General features: G+C 69.2%; 14 protein-coding genes. 8 read left to right on the top strand and 6 right to left on the bottom strand.

From position 1 onward, the window contains the following. The first annotated feature begins 88 nt into the window (after window positions 1–88). The 3 genes from J2Y70_RS09135 to J2Y70_RS09125 all read left to right on the top strand — a co-directional run bounded on the left by J2Y70_RS09135 (window position 89) and on the right by J2Y70_RS09125 (window position 4,752). Window positions 89–1,183, top strand: coding sequence for an efflux RND transporter periplasmic adaptor subunit (locus J2Y70_RS09135; protein ID WP_309916144.1), 1,095 nt, complete (start codon window positions 89–91; stop codon window positions 1,181–1,183). Further along, window positions 1,180–4,248, top strand: coding sequence for an efflux RND transporter permease subunit (locus J2Y70_RS09130; RefSeq protein ID WP_309916141.1), 3,069 nt, complete (start codon window positions 1,180–1,182; stop codon window positions 4,246–4,248). The genes J2Y70_RS09135 and J2Y70_RS09130 overlap by 4 nt, the downstream gene beginning before the upstream one ends. A gap of 99 nt (window positions 4,249–4,347) precedes the next feature. Next, window positions 4,348–4,752, top strand: coding sequence for a hypothetical protein (locus J2Y70_RS09125; protein WP_309916138.1), 405 nt, complete (start codon window positions 4,348–4,350; stop codon window positions 4,750–4,752). A 90-nt stretch (window positions 4,753–4,842) separates the two neighbouring features. On the opposite strand, the gene J2Y70_RS09120 is transcribed toward J2Y70_RS09125, so the two are convergent. From J2Y70_RS09120 to J2Y70_RS09095, 6 genes are all read right to left on the bottom strand, one after another. Then, complete coding sequence (locus J2Y70_RS09120; RefSeq protein WP_309916278.1) at window positions 4,843–6,804, bottom strand: beta-N-acetylglucosaminidase domain-containing protein; 1,962 nt, start codon at window positions 6,802–6,804, stop codon at window positions 4,843–4,845. 599 nt (window positions 6,805–7,403) lie between these two features. Continuing rightward, window positions 7,404–7,655, bottom strand: coding sequence for a hypothetical protein (locus J2Y70_RS09115; RefSeq protein WP_263394589.1), 252 nt, complete (start codon window positions 7,653–7,655; stop codon window positions 7,404–7,406). Beyond that, a complete protein-coding gene (locus tag J2Y70_RS09110) occupies window positions 7,652–8,992 on the bottom strand; it encodes a TFIIB-type zinc ribbon-containing protein (protein ID WP_309916132.1) in 1,341 nt (446 codons plus the stop codon). Before J2Y70_RS09110 ends, J2Y70_RS09115 begins: the two co-directional genes overlap by 4 nt. A 19-nt stretch (window positions 8,993–9,011) precedes the next feature. Continuing rightward, complete coding sequence (locus tag J2Y70_RS09105) at window positions 9,012–10,163, bottom strand: SPFH domain-containing protein (protein ID WP_309916130.1); 1,152 nt, start codon at window positions 10,161–10,163, stop codon at window positions 9,012–9,014. 221 nt (window positions 10,164–10,384) lie between these two features. Then, the gene (locus J2Y70_RS09100; RefSeq protein WP_309916127.1) at window positions 10,385–10,660 is read right to left on the bottom strand and encodes a hypothetical protein; all 276 of its coding nucleotides are present in this window, start codon (window positions 10,658–10,660) and stop codon (window positions 10,385–10,387) included. 281 nt (window positions 10,661–10,941) lie between these two features. Then, window positions 10,942–11,874 (bottom strand): NADP-dependent oxidoreductase, encoded by a 933-nt coding sequence (locus J2Y70_RS09095; RefSeq protein WP_309916124.1) that lies wholly within the window; start codon window positions 11,872–11,874, stop codon window positions 10,942–10,944. A gap of 105 nt (window positions 11,875–11,979) precedes the next feature. Between J2Y70_RS09095 and J2Y70_RS09090 the strand changes: the two genes are divergently transcribed. The 5 genes from J2Y70_RS09090 (at window position 11,980) to J2Y70_RS09070 (ending at window position 16,317) form a co-directional block, all read left to right on the top strand. Continuing rightward, entirely contained in the window at window positions 11,980–12,864 is an 885-nt protein-coding gene (locus J2Y70_RS09090; RefSeq protein WP_309916121.1) for a LysR family transcriptional regulator, read from the top strand. Window positions 12,865–13,130: 266 nt separating this feature from the next. Further along, on the top strand, window positions 13,131–13,928 hold the full coding sequence (locus J2Y70_RS09085; RefSeq protein ID WP_309916118.1) for a MipA/OmpV family protein: 798 nt from the start codon (window positions 13,131–13,133) through the stop codon (window positions 13,926–13,928). Window positions 13,929–13,941: 13 nt separating this feature from the next. Next, entirely contained in the window at window positions 13,942–14,658 is a 717-nt protein-coding gene (locus J2Y70_RS09080; protein WP_309916115.1) for a response regulator transcription factor, read from the top strand. Continuing rightward, window positions 14,645–16,039 (top strand): ATP-binding protein, encoded by a 1,395-nt coding sequence (locus J2Y70_RS09075; RefSeq protein ID WP_309916112.1) that lies wholly within the window; start codon window positions 14,645–14,647, stop codon window positions 16,037–16,039. The genes J2Y70_RS09080 and J2Y70_RS09075 overlap by 14 nt, the downstream gene beginning before the upstream one ends. Beyond that, a complete protein-coding gene (locus J2Y70_RS09070; protein ID WP_309916109.1) occupies window positions 16,036–16,317 on the top strand; it encodes a hypothetical protein in 282 nt (93 codons plus the stop codon). Before J2Y70_RS09075 ends, J2Y70_RS09070 begins: the two co-directional genes overlap by 4 nt. Window positions 16,318–16,378 lie beyond the last annotated feature (61 nt).

The raw sequence follows: 16,378 nt of genomic DNA, 5'->3' as shown, positions 1-16,378 counted from the left end.
CGCGGACGCGATGGACGTCACCCCCGCCAGCCATCGCCAGCCTCCATCCCTCCAGCGCCCGCTCCATGCCGGGCTACAGGCTCACTTCATGCGTATCCATGTCCTGCGTTGGTCCTGCCTCGCCCTGATCGGGGCACTGTTGTCGTCCTGTGGCGGCGCCGACGAAAAACCCGACGAGGCAGCGACCGCCTCCGCGCTGGCGGTCACCCTGGCGACCGCGCAGACCCAGGCGCTGGCGCGGACGGTCGTCGTGTCCGGCCCGGTCGCGGCCTACGAGGAAATGCAGCTCGGGGTCGAGCTTTCCGGCCAGCGGGTGACCGCGCTCAACGTCGACGTGGGCGAATGGGTCAAGCAGGGGCAGGTGCTGCTTGAACTCGACCATCGCACCCTGGACAGCGAACTGGCGCAGGTGGCGGCCGCGCTGCACCAGGCGCAGACCGCGCAGGAACTGGCGCGGCTCAACTACGAACGTGGCGCCAAGCTGGCGGCCGAACGGCTGATCAGCGCCAGCAGCCTGGACGAGTTGCGCGCGACCCGGGTGGACGCGGAGGCGCAGACGGCGACCGCGCGTGCGCGCCTGCAGGCAGCGCAACTGCAGCGCGATTTCGCCGAGCTGCGGGCGCCTGCCGACGGGGTGATCTCCAAGCGCCTGGTGCAGGCCGGGCAGGTGGTCGCGGCGGGCTCCGAGTTGCTGCGCCTGGTTCGTGACGGCCGCCTCGAGTGGCGCGCCGAGCTTTCCGAGGAGCAGCTTGCCAACGTCGCCGTGGGCAATACCGTGGAACTGCCGTACCGCGGCCATGCCATCGCCGGTCGCATCCGCGCGGTCAGCCCCGGCGTGGACGCGCAGACCCGCACCGGCACGATCTACGCGGACCTGCCGGCGCCCGGACCGCTCAAGCAGGGCATCTACGCGGAGGGACGCATCGTCACCGGCGACGGGCGGGCGCTGATGATTCCCAGCGCGGCGATTGTGCAGCGCGACGGGCACAGCTACGTGTTCATCGTGGATGCCAAGCAGCAGGCGCAGCGCCGGCGCGTGCGCAGCGGCCAGGTCGTGCAGGGCCGCACCGAGATCGTGGAAGGACTGAAGGAAGGCGAGCGCGTGGTAGTGAAGGGCGCCGGCTTCCTCGGCGAGGGCGACCGCGTGCGCGTGGTGGCTGACGCCAAGGCGGCCGCGCGATGAACGTCTCTGCCTGGGCGATCAGCCGCCCGCTGCCCGCGATCCTGATCTTCTTCGTGCTGTGCGTGGCAGGCCTGTGGGGCTTCCACCAGTTGCCGGTGGCGCGCTTCCCGGACATCGCGTTCCCGATGACCACGGTCACCGTCACCCAGCCGGGCGCATCGCCCAGCCAGCTGGAGGCCGAGGTCACGCGCAAGGTGGAGGATTCGGTCGCCACGGTGACCAACGTCAAGCGGGTCATGTCCACCGTCAGCGAAGGCGTCAGTACCACCACCATCGAGTTCCATCTGGAGGCGGACCTGGCGACCGCGCTGGACGACACCCGCGACGCGGTCACACGCATCCGCACCGACCTGCCGCAGGACATCCAGGAACCGGTGATCTCCAAGGTCGACATCGGCGGCTCGCTGATGACCTACGCGCTGGTGGCGCCGCAGATGACCGCCGACGAGGCCAGCTGGTTCGTCGACCGTGAGGTTTCGCGCGCCATGTACGGCGTGCCCGGCGTGGCACGGGTCACCCGCGTGGGCGGGGTGCAGCGGCAGGTGCGCGTGGACCTGGATCCCAACGCCCTGCTCGCGTTCGGCATCACCGCCGGCGACGTGTCGCGGCAGCTGGCGCAGATCCAGGTGGAGCGGGCCGGCGGCAAGGCCGAACTGGACGGCGCGCAGCAGACCATCCGCACCCTGGGCACCGTCGCAGACGCGCAGGCCTTGCGCGATTTCTCCATCAGCCTGCCGGACGGACGCGCCGCAAGGCTGTCCACCCTCGCGCGCATCACCGATGCCGCCGCCGACCCGAGCGAGGCGGCGTTGCTGGACGGGCGCGACGTGGTCGCCTTCTCCATGTCGCGCACCCGAGGCTCCAGCGAGGTCAAGGTGGAGGAGGGCGTGCACAAGGCGCTGGACGCGATCAAGGCCACGCACCCGGGGATCGACTTCCGCCTGGTCACCACCGCCATCGACGAGACCCACCGGTCCTACGAATCGTCGATGACCATGCTGTACGAAGGCGCGGCGCTGGCCTTGCTGGTGGTATGGCTGTTCCTGCGCAACTGGCGCGCGACCTGGGTGTCGGCGCTGGCCCTGCCGTTGTCGATCATTCCCACCTTCGCAGTGATGCACCTGTTCGGCTTCACCTTGAACATGATCACCCTGCTGGCGCTGTCGGTGGTGGTCGGCATCCTGGTCGACGATGCCATCGTGGAAATCGAGAATATCGTGCGCCACCTGCGCATGGGCAAGCCGCCGCTGGAGGCGGCGCGCGAGGCGGCCGGCGAGATCGGCAACGCGGTGATCGCCACCTCGCTGACCCTGGCCGCGGTGTTCGTGCCGGTGGCGTTCATGCCCGGCATCGCCGGCAAGTTCTTCCGCGAGTTCGGCTGGACCGCGGCCACCGCGGTGCTGTTTTCGCTGCTGGTGGCGCGCCTGCTGACGCCGATGATGGCCGCCTACCTGCTCAAGCCGCACGGCGAAGAGCAGGGCGATTCGCGGCTGATGCGCTGGTACCTGGGGTGGGTCGACGCGGCGCTGCGCCATCGCGGCCGCACCCTGTGGATCGCCACTGGCCTGTTCGCCGCGTCGCTGGCGTTGGTGCCGCTGATCCCGGCCACCTTCATTCCGCAGTCGGACCTGGGCCGCAGCAACCTCAACCTGGAACTGCCGCCCGGCGCGCGCGTGCAGGAAACCGTCGCCGTGGCCGAACGCGCGCGGGCGCTGCTGAAAGACATTCCCGAGCTCAAGCAGGTGTACACCGCGGTGGGCAGCGTGCTCGACCTGGGCGACCCGAACGCCACCGGCGTGGGCGAGCCGCGCAAGGCCACCCTGGTGCTGGACTGGGGCGTCGCCGACGACCGCGACCGCGACCAGCGCACGCTCGAACGCCTGGCGCGCGCACGCCTGGCGGACCTGGCCGGGGTGCGGGTGAGCTACGTGAGTTCCGAGCCGGGCAACCTGCTGCAACTGGTGCTGGCCGGCGACGACCCGCAGCGCCTGCAGGACGCCTCCACCGCGCTGGAGCGCGACCTGCGCGGCATCGCCGGGCTGGGCAGCGTCACCTCCACCGCGTCGCTGCTGCGGCCGGAGATCCAGATCGTGCCCGACTCCGCGCGGGCGGCGGACATGGGCGTAGCCACCGCCGACATCGCCGAGGCCGCGCGCATCGCTACCGCCGGCGACTACGAGCAGCGCCTGGCCAAGCTCAACCTGCCCGACCGGCAGGTGCCGATCCGGGTGGGCTTCGCCGAGGCCACGCTGGCCAATCCGGCGCTAATCGGCCAGCTGCGCGTGCCCGGCCGTTACGGTGCGGTGCCGCTGGCCGCGGTGGCCGAGATCCGCATGGGCAGCGGCCCGTCGCAGATCTCGCGCTACCAGCGCCAGCGCAATGTCACGCTCACCGCCGAGCTCAACGGCCGCCCGCTCGGTGAGGTGATGGAGCAGGTGCAGCAGCTGCCCAGCGTGAACCAGCTGCCGCCGGGGGTGAGCTTCCTCAACACCGGCGACGCCGAGGTGTTCGTCGAACTGTTCGTCGGCTTCATGCTGGCGATGGCGGCCGGACTGATCTGCATCTACATGGTGCTGCTGTTGCTGTTCAACCACGCGCTGATGCCGGTCACCATCCTGGCGGCGGTGCCGCTGTGTGCCGGCGGCGCGTTCGGCGCGCTGCTGCTGACCCAGAACATGCTGTCGCTGCCGGCGTTGATCGGGTTGCTGATGCTGATCGGCATCGCGACCAAGAACTCGATCCTGCTGGTGGACTACGCGGTCATGGCCGAGGACGAGCATGGCATGAGCCAGCACGATGCGCTGATCGATGCCTGCCGCAAGCGTGCGCAGCCCATCATCATGACCACCCTGGCGATGGGCGCGGGCATGATGCCGATCGCGCTGGGCTTCTCCGGCGACTCCAGCTTCCGCGCGCCGATGGCGATCGCGGTGATCGGCGGCCTGATCACCTCCACCTTGCTGAGCCTGATCGTGATCCCGGCTACCTTCACCCTGGTCGACGATATCGGCGAGTGGCTGTCGCGGCGTTTCCGCCACCGGTCCTCGCATGCGGCGCCGCAGTGAGCCCAGGTACCACCGCCATCGTCGCCCCCGGCGGTCGACTCGCCTGCAGCGGGTCGGCTCCCCTGCACGGCCAGGGCGGCGCGCAGAAGGGGCTGCGGCATGCATGAACGCGACGACCTGTGGCTGGATGTCGCGTGCATTGGCGCTGACCGGATAGCGCGCGACTACCGCTTCCATTTCCGTTTCGACGGGGACAGCTGGCATGCGCGTCACGACGCCGCGCATGGAACGTTCGGCGACTTCGAGTTGCTGCTGATCGACGAGGGCAGTGCCGTCACCGTCAGGTTCATCCGCTGCGAGGGGCCGGCGTTCGAGAGCTGCGGCATTCCCGATGCGGTCTATCCGCGCATCGCCGCACTGTTGCGCCGCCCGCTGCGTTCATCGCGGCTCGGCGACCTCCACTGGCCGCTCGGTGAGCAGGGCGAGCGGCCATGGAAGCGGCTCCAAGCCAAGGGGACGGCAAGCTTCCGGCCCAGCGAGCAACGCTACTATCTCCAGCCGTAACCACTTCCGCCAGCGGCGTGGCGCGACCGATGCGAGCGCTGGATTCAAGCAACGGCGCAGCGCGTCGCGGCGCGCCCGGCTGCAGCGCGACTAACCTTGCGGCGGCGGAAGATGGACGAGGCCGGACGCGTCGCGCACGAAGGTGTCGAGTACGCCGTCGGCGACCTTGACCGGGCCTGCGAAGCGGGTCGCGCCGGGGATGGACTGGATCGCGGCCGCCTGGTCGGCGAGCTGCCTGGCTTCGGCGAAGCCGCGCGCCGCGGCCTGGTCGCCGGCGAGCGCCGCCTGCAGCGCGTCGACGCTGAGTCGCAGGGAGCGCCCCCACAGCTGGCTGGCATCGAGCCAGGGGCCGGCTTCGCGGACGAAGGCCTGGGTGCCGCTACCGGCGCGGATCCGCTGCGGTGCGGCCGCCAGCGCGTCGGCGGCGCTGCCCAGAGCGGCGAGCGTTGCGCCGATCGCGGCCGGGTCGCGGTCGGCGAGCGCATCGCGCGCGTCGTCGACCAGCGCCTTGAGCCGCGGCGCCTGCGGTTGCCAGGGCTGGTGGCCAAAGGTCGGGGCCAAGTGCTGGGTGTCGAAGAAAGTCAGCAGTGCCTCGGCCACGGCCGGATCGCCGCCGGCGAGATCGCGCGCCGCTGCGCGCCAGGTCCGCTGCGCGTCGTAACCCGCATCGTTCCAGGCGAACGCCAGCAGCCCGGCGACCGCGGGCCGGCTCGCCACCTCCTGGTTCATCGGGTTGGAGACGATGCCGCTCAGTTCGGCGGAAAGGCCCGCCTGCCGGCGGTCGTACGGGGCCATCAGCAGGCGCCCGGTCGACTCGGCGAAATCGTTCACCGGGTAGTTGTCCCACAGCAGCGTCTTGCGGCCGAACGCCTTGGTCGCGGTTCGCGCGTCCAGCACCGAGATCGCCGACGGCACCACGTCGGTCCCGGTCCACTGGATCACCACGCGCGGGTCCAGCGTCTCGCGCAGCGTCGCCTTGTACGGCGATTCGGTCGCGTTGAAGTACTCGGTCGGCACCATGATCAGCGAGCCATGACCTGCCGCGGCGATGTCCGCCTGGACCGCATTGAGCAGCCTGGCCTGGGCGCTGGCGGCCGCCTTCTCGCCGGACGGGCCGAACGCCGCCTCGTCGCCCTTGCAGTTCCACTTGGTGTATTCGATATCGTCGAACGCGACGTAGAAGCTGCGGACGCCGCGCCCGCGCAGCGCTGCGAACTTGCGCCGGATGGCCTGCAGGTCCGCCGGGTCGCTGTAGCAGACCGAGGGCCCGGGCGAGATCGCGTAGACGAAGTTGACGTGCTCGCGGTTGGCGGCCTCCACCACCTTGCCCAGGGCGCGCAGGGTCATGGCAGGGTAGGGATCGCGCCAGCGCTCGCGCGCGAACACGTCGTCCTTCGGGCTGTAGATGTAGGTGTTGGCCTTGAAGCGCGCGAGGAAGGCGATATGGTCCGCGCGCTCGGCCATGGTCCACGGTTTGCCGTAGAAGCCTTCGATGGTGCCGCGCACCGGCATGGCCGGGGAGTCGGCGATGGCGACGGACGCCGCGCGTCCATGCGCGACGATCTGGCGGAAGGTCTGGGCCGCGTGGTACAGGCCATCGCCGTCCTTGCCCGCCAGCACGATCACCGCGCCCGCGCCGCTGACGACGCTGCCCAGCGCATAGCCTTCCTTGCGCTCGGGCGCCGTCGCGCCGACCCGCGCGAGCGCGGCACGCACGGGCGCCGCGTCGGCGGTGCCCAGCACCACGTGCACGCCGTCAAGCCGTGCCGGCAGCGCCGAAGCGACGCGGATGCGTTGGACACCGGCCGCCTTGAGCACCTCGCGTACCAGCGCCTCGGCGGCCGCATCGGTGCCTTTCGGGCGCACCAGCACCACCGACTTGCCGAGCGCGATATCCGGACCGGCGATCCGCAGCGAACTCGGGGTGGGATAGATGGCAGGCGCGGTGGCGGCGCTGGTCGCCGCGCCTGCGGAGGCCGCAGGCAGCAGTGTGAACGCGAGGGTCAACGCGGCCAGCACGGCGTCGACACGGAACGATCGGGTTTGCCGCATCGACGATCTCCATTCAGATTGGTATTTGATTGATCCTGGATGGTATCTACCAATATCGAACAAGTCGAGGTACCGCGCACCACGCCTAGATCGCTGTGCGTGGCGCCGGTGTCGCGCAGGATATCGGTGGCCGGTGGCAGAGCGAGCCGCCGCACGGGCAGAGGCGCAATGGGATGGACATCGTCCTGTGGCGTAGTCCTGGAGCGCGCGGCGCGGCTGCGGTGTCGCCGATCCACGTTGCTTGGCGTCCGCCGCCTCATGCAACGGCGGCGGCATGCCCGATGCCGATCCACTGCGCGACCGACGACGCGTCGCACTGAGCCATTGCGGTTGGGCGCAAGCGAAGCCTGCGTCGGCGCACCCCGGGATCGGATCCAACGCGACTAGCGACTCGCTTGCTGCATGCTCCCACGGTGCCGCCATGGACGAGCGCGTGTGGCGCATCACAGGCGTGCGCCGACCAACACCGCACCTGGCAGGCATCGCACGCCAATGCGCCTGCAGCCCTGCAGCCCTGCAGTGAGCATCGAACCTCGTTTGCCACCGCACCTTGCGGCAGCCCGCATCCGCGTCGCCCTGCAGCGAAGCGGACGTTGCCGTCAGCCGCTGTCCCGCTGCACGCGCGCCCGATAGTCGTGCACGTTGTCGCCGCCGATGCGCCGCGCCTGTGTTCCCGTCACCGTGCCGACCTTGCTGTCCGAGCCGGTCACCGGCGTCGCCTCGACGCTGGTCTCGCGCTCGAAGGCGTGCGATTTGTCGGTGTTGCGGTAGTACCGGTACAGCGCCCAGTACAGCGCGCTGGCGCCGGCCGGGCCGGCCAGCAGCAGCCATAGGCCATTGTCGTCGCTCATGAGGTGGTCACCACGATCCAGAGTGCCAAGGCTTCGATGACGGTGCCGGCGGTGAGCGCGGCCAGCAGCAGTTTCCACTGCTGCACCGGCACGCTGCCCATGGTCTCGCCGGTGCGGCCGTTCACCGCGATGTAGTGCAGCATGCCGCCGTTGCGGCCGGGCTGATGGTACGAATACAGCCACACCGGCAGGTACATCGACACCCAGCGCGTGCCGTGGACCTCCAGCCGCTCCTGCTCCCAGCGCACGCCGCGGTCGTAGCGGTCGACGGAGTCTTCGACCTGGGCACGGGCGATCGAAAGCAGCTGGTCCTCCACGCGCGGCCGCAGCTGCTCGATGTCGAGGTTGCGCTTCTCCGAGGTGAAGCCCGCCAGGTACGACGCGTTCCACTTCACCGCGTTCTTGGTGTCGAACGGCAGGATCGTGTTGATGATGTTGTTGGTGTTGGCCCGCGTGTCCAGGTTGCCGCGGTCGGAGGACGATTCCAGCGGCAGGTCGTCCACGGTGAAATCCACGTGCCGCTCCACCTGGTACACATCGGCATCGTAGTACGTCTGCTTGTTCTTTTCGGTGCCGCGGGTGTACTCGCGCGTCTTGATCTCGCCCTTGCCGGCCACGCTGGCGCTGACGTTGCTGTCGACGATCATGTAGGGCAGGTAGACGCCGACGACGTTCTCCGGCGTGAACTGCTCCTTGAACGCCTTCAACGCGAACAGGCGCCGCTTGTCCACGAACTGGCGGATGCGCGCGACCGCATCGTCCTTGCCGATGTGGAACGGCAGGACCGCATCGGGCACCGCGCCGTTGGCGATCTGCTCGTTGACGCCGAACACGTGGCGGCACCAGTGGCAGCGTGCGGTCATCGTGCTTTCGGTGTTGATCGTGACCTCGGCGCCGCAACCGGTGCACTTGAAGCTCATCAGGCTGGCGGCATCGGCGGCGATGTCGCGCGCACCCGAGGCGACGACGGTGCCGCGCAGTTCGCCGATGCCGTCGCCGAATCCGAATGCCTCCTCGACCCGCGCGCCGTGCCATTCGTTGCGGCAGTACTGGCAGACCAGCAGGTCGGTGCCGAGCTTGGGCCGGATGTCGGTGGCGCCGCATTTCGGGCAGCGGTTGAGGCCGTCCCTGAGCTCGGCGGCGGCGGTGTCGATGGCCAGCGGATCGGGGGCCTGCACTTCGTCGCGGATCGGGCCGGGCAGGGTGGCCGGATCGATCGGAAAGCCGCCCGGCAGGGGCGGCACGTCCCGCGGCGATCCCGGGCCGCTCACCGGCGCTGCCGGCAATGGCGGCGGCATCGGTGGCAACGGCGGCGGCGTCGTTCTGGAGTCGGACATGGTCTGGGCGCGTCTGCGGTTACAGGCCCAGCGCCTTGGCCTTGGCCGCGTCGTAGTCGCCTTGGGTGATCAGGCCGAGGTCCAGCATCTCCTTGGCCTTCTTCAGCTTGGCGACCGCGTCGTCGGCGGCCGGCGCGGCGGGCGCGACCGGCTGCTGCAGGCCGCCCACACCGCCGACCATGCCCGTGGCCATGCCGACCCCGACCAGGCCCGCGGCACCGCCATGCTCGCCGGCCGACTGGATCCCCTGGGCGACGCTCGCCTGCAGATTGGAGTTGCCGCGCGCGCCGGCCAGCGCGTCGGCGCGCTGCACGGTCTTGAGCAGTTCCCGCGTATTGGCGTCGTACTCGATCGACACGATCGCGGTCTTGACGATGGCCAGGCCGCGGTCGGAACGCCACTGGTACGCCTGCTCGACCGCATCGGACAGGCTCTTGGCGAAGCCGAGCGAATCCTGCTGCAGCTTGGTGATGCGGTTGCCCTTGCCCGGGTCGTTCGTGTACAGGCTGAAGGCCGGCGCGAGCGAGCCCACCACCTCGTTGAACAGCTGGTTGGCGGCGGAATTCTCCAGGTCGGTGAAGTCGAACACCTGGCCCGGCTGCAGGTAGCGGGCCGGCACGAAGTTCTTCACGAACAGGATCGGGTCGACGATCTTCAGCGTGTAGGAGCCGCGCGTCACCGCGCCGACCTGGGTGCCGAGGAAGCGGTCGTCCCAGTAGATCTCGGACTGCGTGCCGAAGCGATTCTCGGGCAGTTCCTTCAGCGACACGAAGAACGCGGCCTGCTGCGCGCCCGGCTGGCCGCCGAACTTGAAGCGCTCCCAGCTCTGCCGGATCAGCGGCGCGACCAGGCCGTCGCCGGCGAAGATCGATTGCGAGTTCGGATCGTCGGAGCGCCATTCGTAGCCACCCGGCTCGGCGACGAAGCCGGTGATCGCACCGTCCTGCATCAGCAGCAGGCCGTAGCCTTCGGGAACGACGATCTTCGATCCGTTGCTGATGATGTTGGAAGAGGCGCCGGTGTTCGAACCCCGCCCGGCATTGGTACCGCGCGGGACCGCGGCGAACAGCGCCGCCGTCGACGGCAGGCCTGTCGGCACGGTGTAGAAGTCCTTCCACTGGTCTGCGAGAACGCCGCCCACCGCACCCGCCACCGCCTGTACGAGACCCATGACAACTCCCTTTGATTCTTGTGGACGGGTACCGTACCCATCGTGCCGCCGGACTATATCAGCAGCGGACAGGGCGTGAAGCGCGAGCCTTGTCCGTCCCGCCCGTCGTTGGAGCTGGCCGCGGGACATGGACGGCAGGCAAAAAAAGCCCCGCGGAAGCGGGGCCTTGTTGCGGTTCTACCTCGTCCGGGCGTCGGCCGGCATGCCGGCCGGCGCCGGCCTCAGGGCAGGTCGCACTTGAGTTTCGCGTCCACGTAGTAGGGCTTGGGAACATCCGGGTTCTGGCTGGTCTTCTCGAACACCACCTCGAACGAGTCCAGATTCGGCGTGCCCTTGCGTTCCGTGCAGGCGTCCTGCAGCTTCTTTTTCACCGCGGCGATGCCGGCATCGCGATTGGCGCCATCGGCGCTGTTGGTCAGGTTGGCGACCTCGGCGAACGCGGGCGAGCTGATGCCCAGCAGGCATCCGGCGAACATGAGAGCGTGCAGTGTCTTCATGGAATCTCCTTGTTTGAATGTCCGTGAGCGTCCGGTGGCGTGCTCTGTGCCGCACGGAATGTCGTGGGCGCAGTTGGCGTCATCCAGCGCGCCGCTAGGATATGAGGAGGTGGTTAAGGCTTCGTGCTGATCGCGCGATTCGCCTTGGAGCACGCACGCAAGGGATGCGCGCACCGAACCGCCCCAGTTCGGCAGAGCAAGCGGGTGAGCGACGGATCACCCATGCAAGCGCCTCGATCGCCGTCAATTTTCAGAGACGGCGATGGCGACGACGGCCGATGTCAGGCCGAGAAATCCACGACCGTCTTGCCGAGCTGCGGCTGGGTCCGGTTGCGTTCGATCGCCGCAGGCAGGTCGTCGAACCGCACCACGGCGCCGACCTTGGACTGCAGGCGCCCGTGCGCCACGTCCTCGGCGATCGCCTGCAGCCGCGCCGCATCGGGCGTGTTGATGAACCACAGGCCGCGGCGCCCGGCCGGCGTGCTCGACATGATCGCCGGCGACACAGTGCTGACGATGGCGCCGTCTTCGGCGAGCACGGACCACGAGCGGTGCAGCACTTCGCCACCCACATAGTCGAGCACCAGATCGATGTCGGTCAGCGAGCTCTCGAACTGCGCCTGGTCGTAGGCGATGACGTGGTCGGCCCCCAGGCTGCGCACGTAGTCGGCCTGGCTGGACAGGGCGGTGGCGTAGACCACCGCGCCGGCCTGGTGCGCATACTGCACCGCGAACCCGCCCAGGCCACCGGCCGCACCGTGGATCAGGACGCGCTGTCCGGCACGGACGGGGCCGGCGAAGTGCAGGCTCTGCCATCCGGCCACCGAAGCGACCGGCAGCGCCGCCGCTTCCACGAAGCTCAGGGCGTCGGGTACCAGGCTGAGATTGGCCTCGTTGACCGCGACCAGTTCGGCGTAGGCGCCCAGGCCGCCGAGCGGCCCCACCACGCGGTCGCCCTTGCGCAGCCGGGTGACGTTCGCACCGACGGCCTCGACCACGCCGGCCAGCTCGATGCCCAGGACGGTCGGCAACTGCAGCGGAAACGCGTCGCGGACGTAGCCTTCCCGTACCTTCCAATCCAGTCCGTTGATGCCGGCGGCCTGGACCCGCACCAGCACCTGGTCGGCTGCGGCGGTGGGCGCTTCGATCGATGCGATCCTGGCCGCGTCGGCGCCGCCGTATTCGGTGAGAAGCAAGGCACGTATGGTGTTCATCGGAAACTCCTTCAGGGTTTGGTTGCGGACGAGCAAACGATAGGTGGTTTCAAATTCAAAACGAAGACCATAATATGTAGACCTTCCGTATCAAATGTGAGACGCATGGATCTCAACGCGCTCGAGGACTTCCAACTGGTGGCCGCCCACGGCGGCTTCGGCAAGGCGAGCCGGGCGAGTGGGCGCTCCAAGGCCACGCTGTCGCGCCGCGTCGCCGATCTCGAGGAAGCGCTGGGCATCCGGCTCATCGAGCGGGGCTCGCACAGCCTGGAGTTGACCGAAGCCGGCCAACTGCTGCTGAGCAGGACGGAAGGGCCGATGCGCGAGGTGGCCGAAGCGGCGGCGGCGGCGCGCGACGGCATCGCAACGCCGCAGGGCCGGCTGCGGATCGCGGCACCGATCCTGTTCTCGCAGCTGGCGTTGGGGCGCATCGCGGCCCAGTTCGTGGCGCGCTACCCCGACGTGCAGATCGAAGCGGTGGCGGCGGATCGCGTCGTCGATCTGGTCGAGGAACATTTCGATGCCGCCATCCGCATCAACCCGCGCAAGGACAGCAACCTGGTCGGCCGCTGCTTTGCCAGGGACAGGATGGTGCTTGCCGCAGCGCCCTCCGTGCAGATGCCGACCGGCGCGCGCGACACGCCGTTCCGGGTGCCGGCTGCGGTCATGCCGAGCTATCGCGACGGCGATGTCTGGACCGTTCGCAATGGCCAGTTCAGCGTCGAGCCGCAGCCGATCCTGCGCCTGTCCTCGCTGCTGATGATCCGCGACGCCATCGCCGCGGGGGCCGGCGTGGCGGTGCTGCCGCAGTCGATCATCGGCAGCCTGCTGGAAAAAGGCGAGCTGGTGACCTGGGGAATCGTCGGCGACGAAGTCGAGCTCTGGGTTCTGCACACATCGCGACGCCTGCAGAGTCCGAAGGTCCGGGCGTTCGTGGAGTTCATGTGTGGCCAGTACCCAGGCGGGTCGTTCACCATTCCGATGCGATGAATCGGCGTTGGGTGGCCAGCAGCTGGCTTCAACGCGGTGTGGCGGGGACCGGGCCGGTCATCGAGGGTATGGCCGCCATCGCTCTGGCAATCGCAGACGCCGTTCGCTCCCCGCACGCGTGCGGCGCGCTCGGCATGCGGCGTTACGCCCGCGGTACGACTACCGGGAACGACGCCCTCGGCGCAGGCGTGGGCAAGGTGGTAAGTCGCTTGTAAGTCGCCGCGCCAGAGAATGGCCGCGTTCCCACCCCCACAAGGCACGCTTCGATGCGCAAGTCCCTCGCCCTCCTCATGCTGGCGTCGCCGGCGATCGGCATGGCCCAGAACAGCACCACAGCAGATCTGCTGCAGGAGGTCGACGACGACCGCTGGAGCATCGGCGTCGGCGCCAATGCGCGGCAGAGCACGTATGCCGGCGAGGGCACACGGATCAGGCCGTTTCCGCTGGTGACGTTCGAAGGCGAGCGGATCTTCTGGAACGGGTTGTCGGCCGGCGTGCATGTCCTCGAGACCGACCGGATCGGCATCGACCTGATGATCGCCGGGCGATTCGATGGCTTCGACATCGCGGATCTTGGCCAGCGCGAACTCGTTGCCAATGGGCTGAACCCGGCGTTGCTGGAAGACCGCGACGATGCGCTCGACGCAGGCATCGCGATCCGCTGGTTCGGGCGCGCCGGGCAATTGAAGCTGCGTGCGCTGGCGGACGTCACCGACACCAGCGGGGGCCAGGAAGTGACGCTGGACTATGGGTATGCTTTACAGTGGGGAAAGACCACGGTGGTGCCCGGCGCGTCGGTGACGTGGATGTCCAAGGACATCGTGCAGTACTACTACGGAATCACCGACAAGGAAGTGGCGCGTGGCGTGGCGGCGTACGCGCCAGGTGCTGCGGTGGTGCCGCAGGTCAATCTCGGGTTCCAGCGCTCGTTGGGTGAGAAATGGAAAGTGATCGGCGCGGTGAATTACCAGTTTCTGCCCAGCGAAATCACCGACAGCCCGTTGTCGGAGCCGGATACCGACGGCAGCGCGGGCGTGCGGATCGGCATCACCCGCAGCTTCTGAGCATGCCGGGCGCATGGCGGTGACAGTGGCATCGGACACCATCCACAACCGGGTCGCGCTGGTGGAGGACCATCTGCGCCTGGCCGGCCTGGTCACCCGGGGGTTGCAGGCGGCGGGCATCGCGGTCGATCACTATCGCAGCCTCGAGGCCGGGTGCCACGCTGTGCGGGACAGGCCGTATGCGGTGGTCATCGTCGACCGTGGCTTGCCCGACGGCGACGGCCTGGAACTGGTCCGGCGGCTGCGCGGCGGCGGCGACCAGACGCCCTGCCTGATGCTGACGGCCCGCGATGCATTGCGCGACCGCGTGGACGGCCTGGACGCTGGGGCCGACGACTACCTGGCCAAACCGTTCGCGCTGGACGAACTGGCCGCGCGGGTGCGGGCGTTGATGCGCCGCACGCCGCAGCTGCAGCTGTCGCAGCCGGTGTTCGGCGACCTGACCGTGGAGCCGCACCACAGCATGATACGCTGCGGTGGGCAGACGGCGACGCTGTCGTCCTCGGAGTTGCAGATCGTCATCGCCCTGGTGCGCGCCGGCGGCCGCACCGTGCGCCGCGACACGCTGGAACTCGCCGCGTGGGGCGTGTCGGAGGCGGTCACGCCCAATGCGCTGGATGTGGCCATTCACCGCCTGCGCAAGAAGCTGACGGCGCTGCGCTCGTGCGTGAGCGTTGCGAACATGCGCAACCAGGGTTTCTCGTTGAGCACGCCGGATGCGCCTGCATAGCCTGTCTGCGCGCTTGCTGGCCGCAGCGGTGGCCGGCCTGATCGCCGCGACCGCAGTGGGTGCCGCGGTGCTGGGCCTGCAGATGTGGCCGGACGACCCCGCGCGGATCCTCCGCGCCGAACTGGCCGAAGAGGTGCAGCACATCGCCGACGGCATGCGCGTGGATGACGCCGGCCAGGTGACGGTGCGGCTGAGCGACAGCAACGCGGCGATCTACGATGCGATGCCGGGCGATGCCGCCTACGAGGTGCAGGACGCACGTGGTCGTCCGCTGGCGCACAGCCCGGATGGGCCGGCGCTGCGTGCCCTGCGTGCGATGGCGCCCGATGCGAAGGTGCTGCACGTCGACGTCCGTGGACGCAGCCTTGCGTTGGAAGTCGCCCAGGTGGGCATCGCCCACGCGGGGGTTGCGTTCACCGTGCGCGTGGCGCGCAGCCACCGTCTGGTGACCACCTTGCAGCACCACGCCGGCGAGCTGTATCTGCGGGCGCTGCTGCTCACCACCGCGGTGGCATTGCTGATCTTCGTGGGCGTGGTCTATCTGACCGTCACGCGCATGCTGCGCCCGATCCGCGCGGTCTCCGACGCCGCCGCCGCGATCGGCCCGCGCAACCTCGCCGCACGCTTGCGCGGCGACAGCCTGCCTGCCGAACTGCGCCCGCTGATCGCGGCCTTCAACACGACGCTGGACAGGCTGCAAGCCGGGTTCCAGGTGCAGCAGCAGTTTCTGGCCGCGGCCGCCCATGAACTCAAGACGCCACTGGCGCTGCTGCAAGGCGAGATCGAACTGGGCGGTGCCGCCAATCGCGAGCTGCTGCTGCGCGACACCGCGCTGATGGCCAGGCAGGTCCACCAGTTGCTGCAGTTGGCGGAGGTCAGCGAAGGACACAACTTCCGCTTCTCCAGCATCGCGCCGGACGCCGTGCTCGAGGATGCGGTGCGCTACCTGCAACGCCTGGGCCAGCAGCATGCGGTCAGCGTGGTCTTCCGACGGGGCATGGCGACGAGCGCGAACGTGGAAGCCGACAGCGCCGCATTGTTCGTGCTGGCCAAGAACCTGCTGGAAAACGCGATTCTGCATAGCCCGCATGGGGGCGTGGTGGTCTTGGCGCTGCATGCGAACGGGTTCAGCGTGCAGGACCAGGGCAGCGGGGTCGCGCCAGGCGACCGGCCGCACCTGTTTGCGCGGTTCTGGCGGGCACGCACCGATGAGCGCGAGGGCGCCGGCCTGGGTCTGTCGATCTGCGCGGAGATCTGCGGCGCGCACGGCTGGCGTGTCGCGCTGGCCGATTCCGATTCCGATTCCGATGCCGATTCCGTCGACGGTGGCGGTGCCCGCTTCGTGGTCGTGTTCGACGCCACCGCGGAGCTGCGCCCGTGAGCGGAGACGCAGGCGATACGCAGGCGGCGTTGCAGTCGCTGGTCCTGGAGTTGGCGCGGCTGATCGACCCTGCACCCGGGTGCGCCGAACACTGGTTCGGCGCCGACCCCATCGATGCACTGGGCGGGCGTACCGCCGCGCAGATGATCGCCGACGGCCACGGCATTGCCGTGCTGGGCTTTCTGGTCCGCGTCGCGCATCTGCAAGCGGCGGTGCCTCTGGCCGCCGGTCTGCACTCCGACCTCGTGTCGTCGACAAACGCCGCGTCCCGTAAGTAGCGGGTAAGCGCCGGCACACCACAGTACGTGCTGCGCAGCGTGCGCCATCCCGGCGCGCCGC

Origin of the sequence: Xanthomonas sp. 1678, assembly GCF_031455575.1 — a bacterium.
In the GTDB taxonomy this organism is placed as follows: Bacteria; Pseudomonadota; Gammaproteobacteria; order Xanthomonadales; family Xanthomonadaceae; genus Xanthomonas_A.
Note: the sequence above shows the minus strand (reverse complement) of the source record. Positions and strands in the feature narration are given on the sequence as shown.

Coding starts and splice junctions, on each gene's coding strand:
- J2Y70_RS09120 (WP_309916278.1), bottom strand. CDS start 6,804: ATGCGGCAAACCCGATCGTTCCGTGTCGACGCCGTGCTGGCCGCGTTG.
- J2Y70_RS09115 (WP_263394589.1), bottom strand. CDS start 7,655: ATGAGCGACGACAATGGCCTATGGCTGCTGCTGGCCGGCCCGGCCGGC.
- J2Y70_RS09090 (WP_309916121.1), top strand. CDS start 11,980: ATGGATCTCAACGCGCTCGAGGACTTCCAACTGGTGGCCGCCCACGGC.
- J2Y70_RS09135 (WP_309916144.1), top strand. CDS start 89: ATGCGTATCCATGTCCTGCGTTGGTCCTGCCTCGCCCTGATCGGGGCA.
- J2Y70_RS09075 (WP_309916112.1), top strand. CDS start 14,645: ATGCGCCTGCATAGCCTGTCTGCGCGCTTGCTGGCCGCAGCGGTGGCC.
- J2Y70_RS09130 (WP_309916141.1), top strand. CDS start 1,180: ATGAACGTCTCTGCCTGGGCGATCAGCCGCCCGCTGCCCGCGATCCTG.
- J2Y70_RS09125 (WP_309916138.1), top strand. CDS start 4,348: ATGCATGAACGCGACGACCTGTGGCTGGATGTCGCGTGCATTGGCGCT.
- J2Y70_RS09100 (WP_309916127.1), bottom strand. CDS start 10,660: ATGAAGACACTGCACGCTCTCATGTTCGCCGGATGCCTGCTGGGCATC.
- J2Y70_RS09105 (WP_309916130.1), bottom strand. CDS start 10,163: ATGGGTCTCGTACAGGCGGTGGCGGGTGCGGTGGGCGGCGTTCTCGCA.
- J2Y70_RS09095 (WP_309916124.1), bottom strand. CDS start 11,874: ATGAACACCATACGTGCCTTGCTTCTCACCGAATACGGCGGCGCCGAC.
- J2Y70_RS09080 (WP_309916115.1), top strand. CDS start 13,942: ATGGCGGTGACAGTGGCATCGGACACCATCCACAACCGGGTCGCGCTG.
- J2Y70_RS09085 (WP_309916118.1), top strand. CDS start 13,131: ATGCGCAAGTCCCTCGCCCTCCTCATGCTGGCGTCGCCGGCGATCGGC.
- J2Y70_RS09110 (WP_309916132.1), bottom strand. CDS start 8,992: ATGTCCGACTCCAGAACGACGCCGCCGCCGTTGCCACCGATGCCGCCG.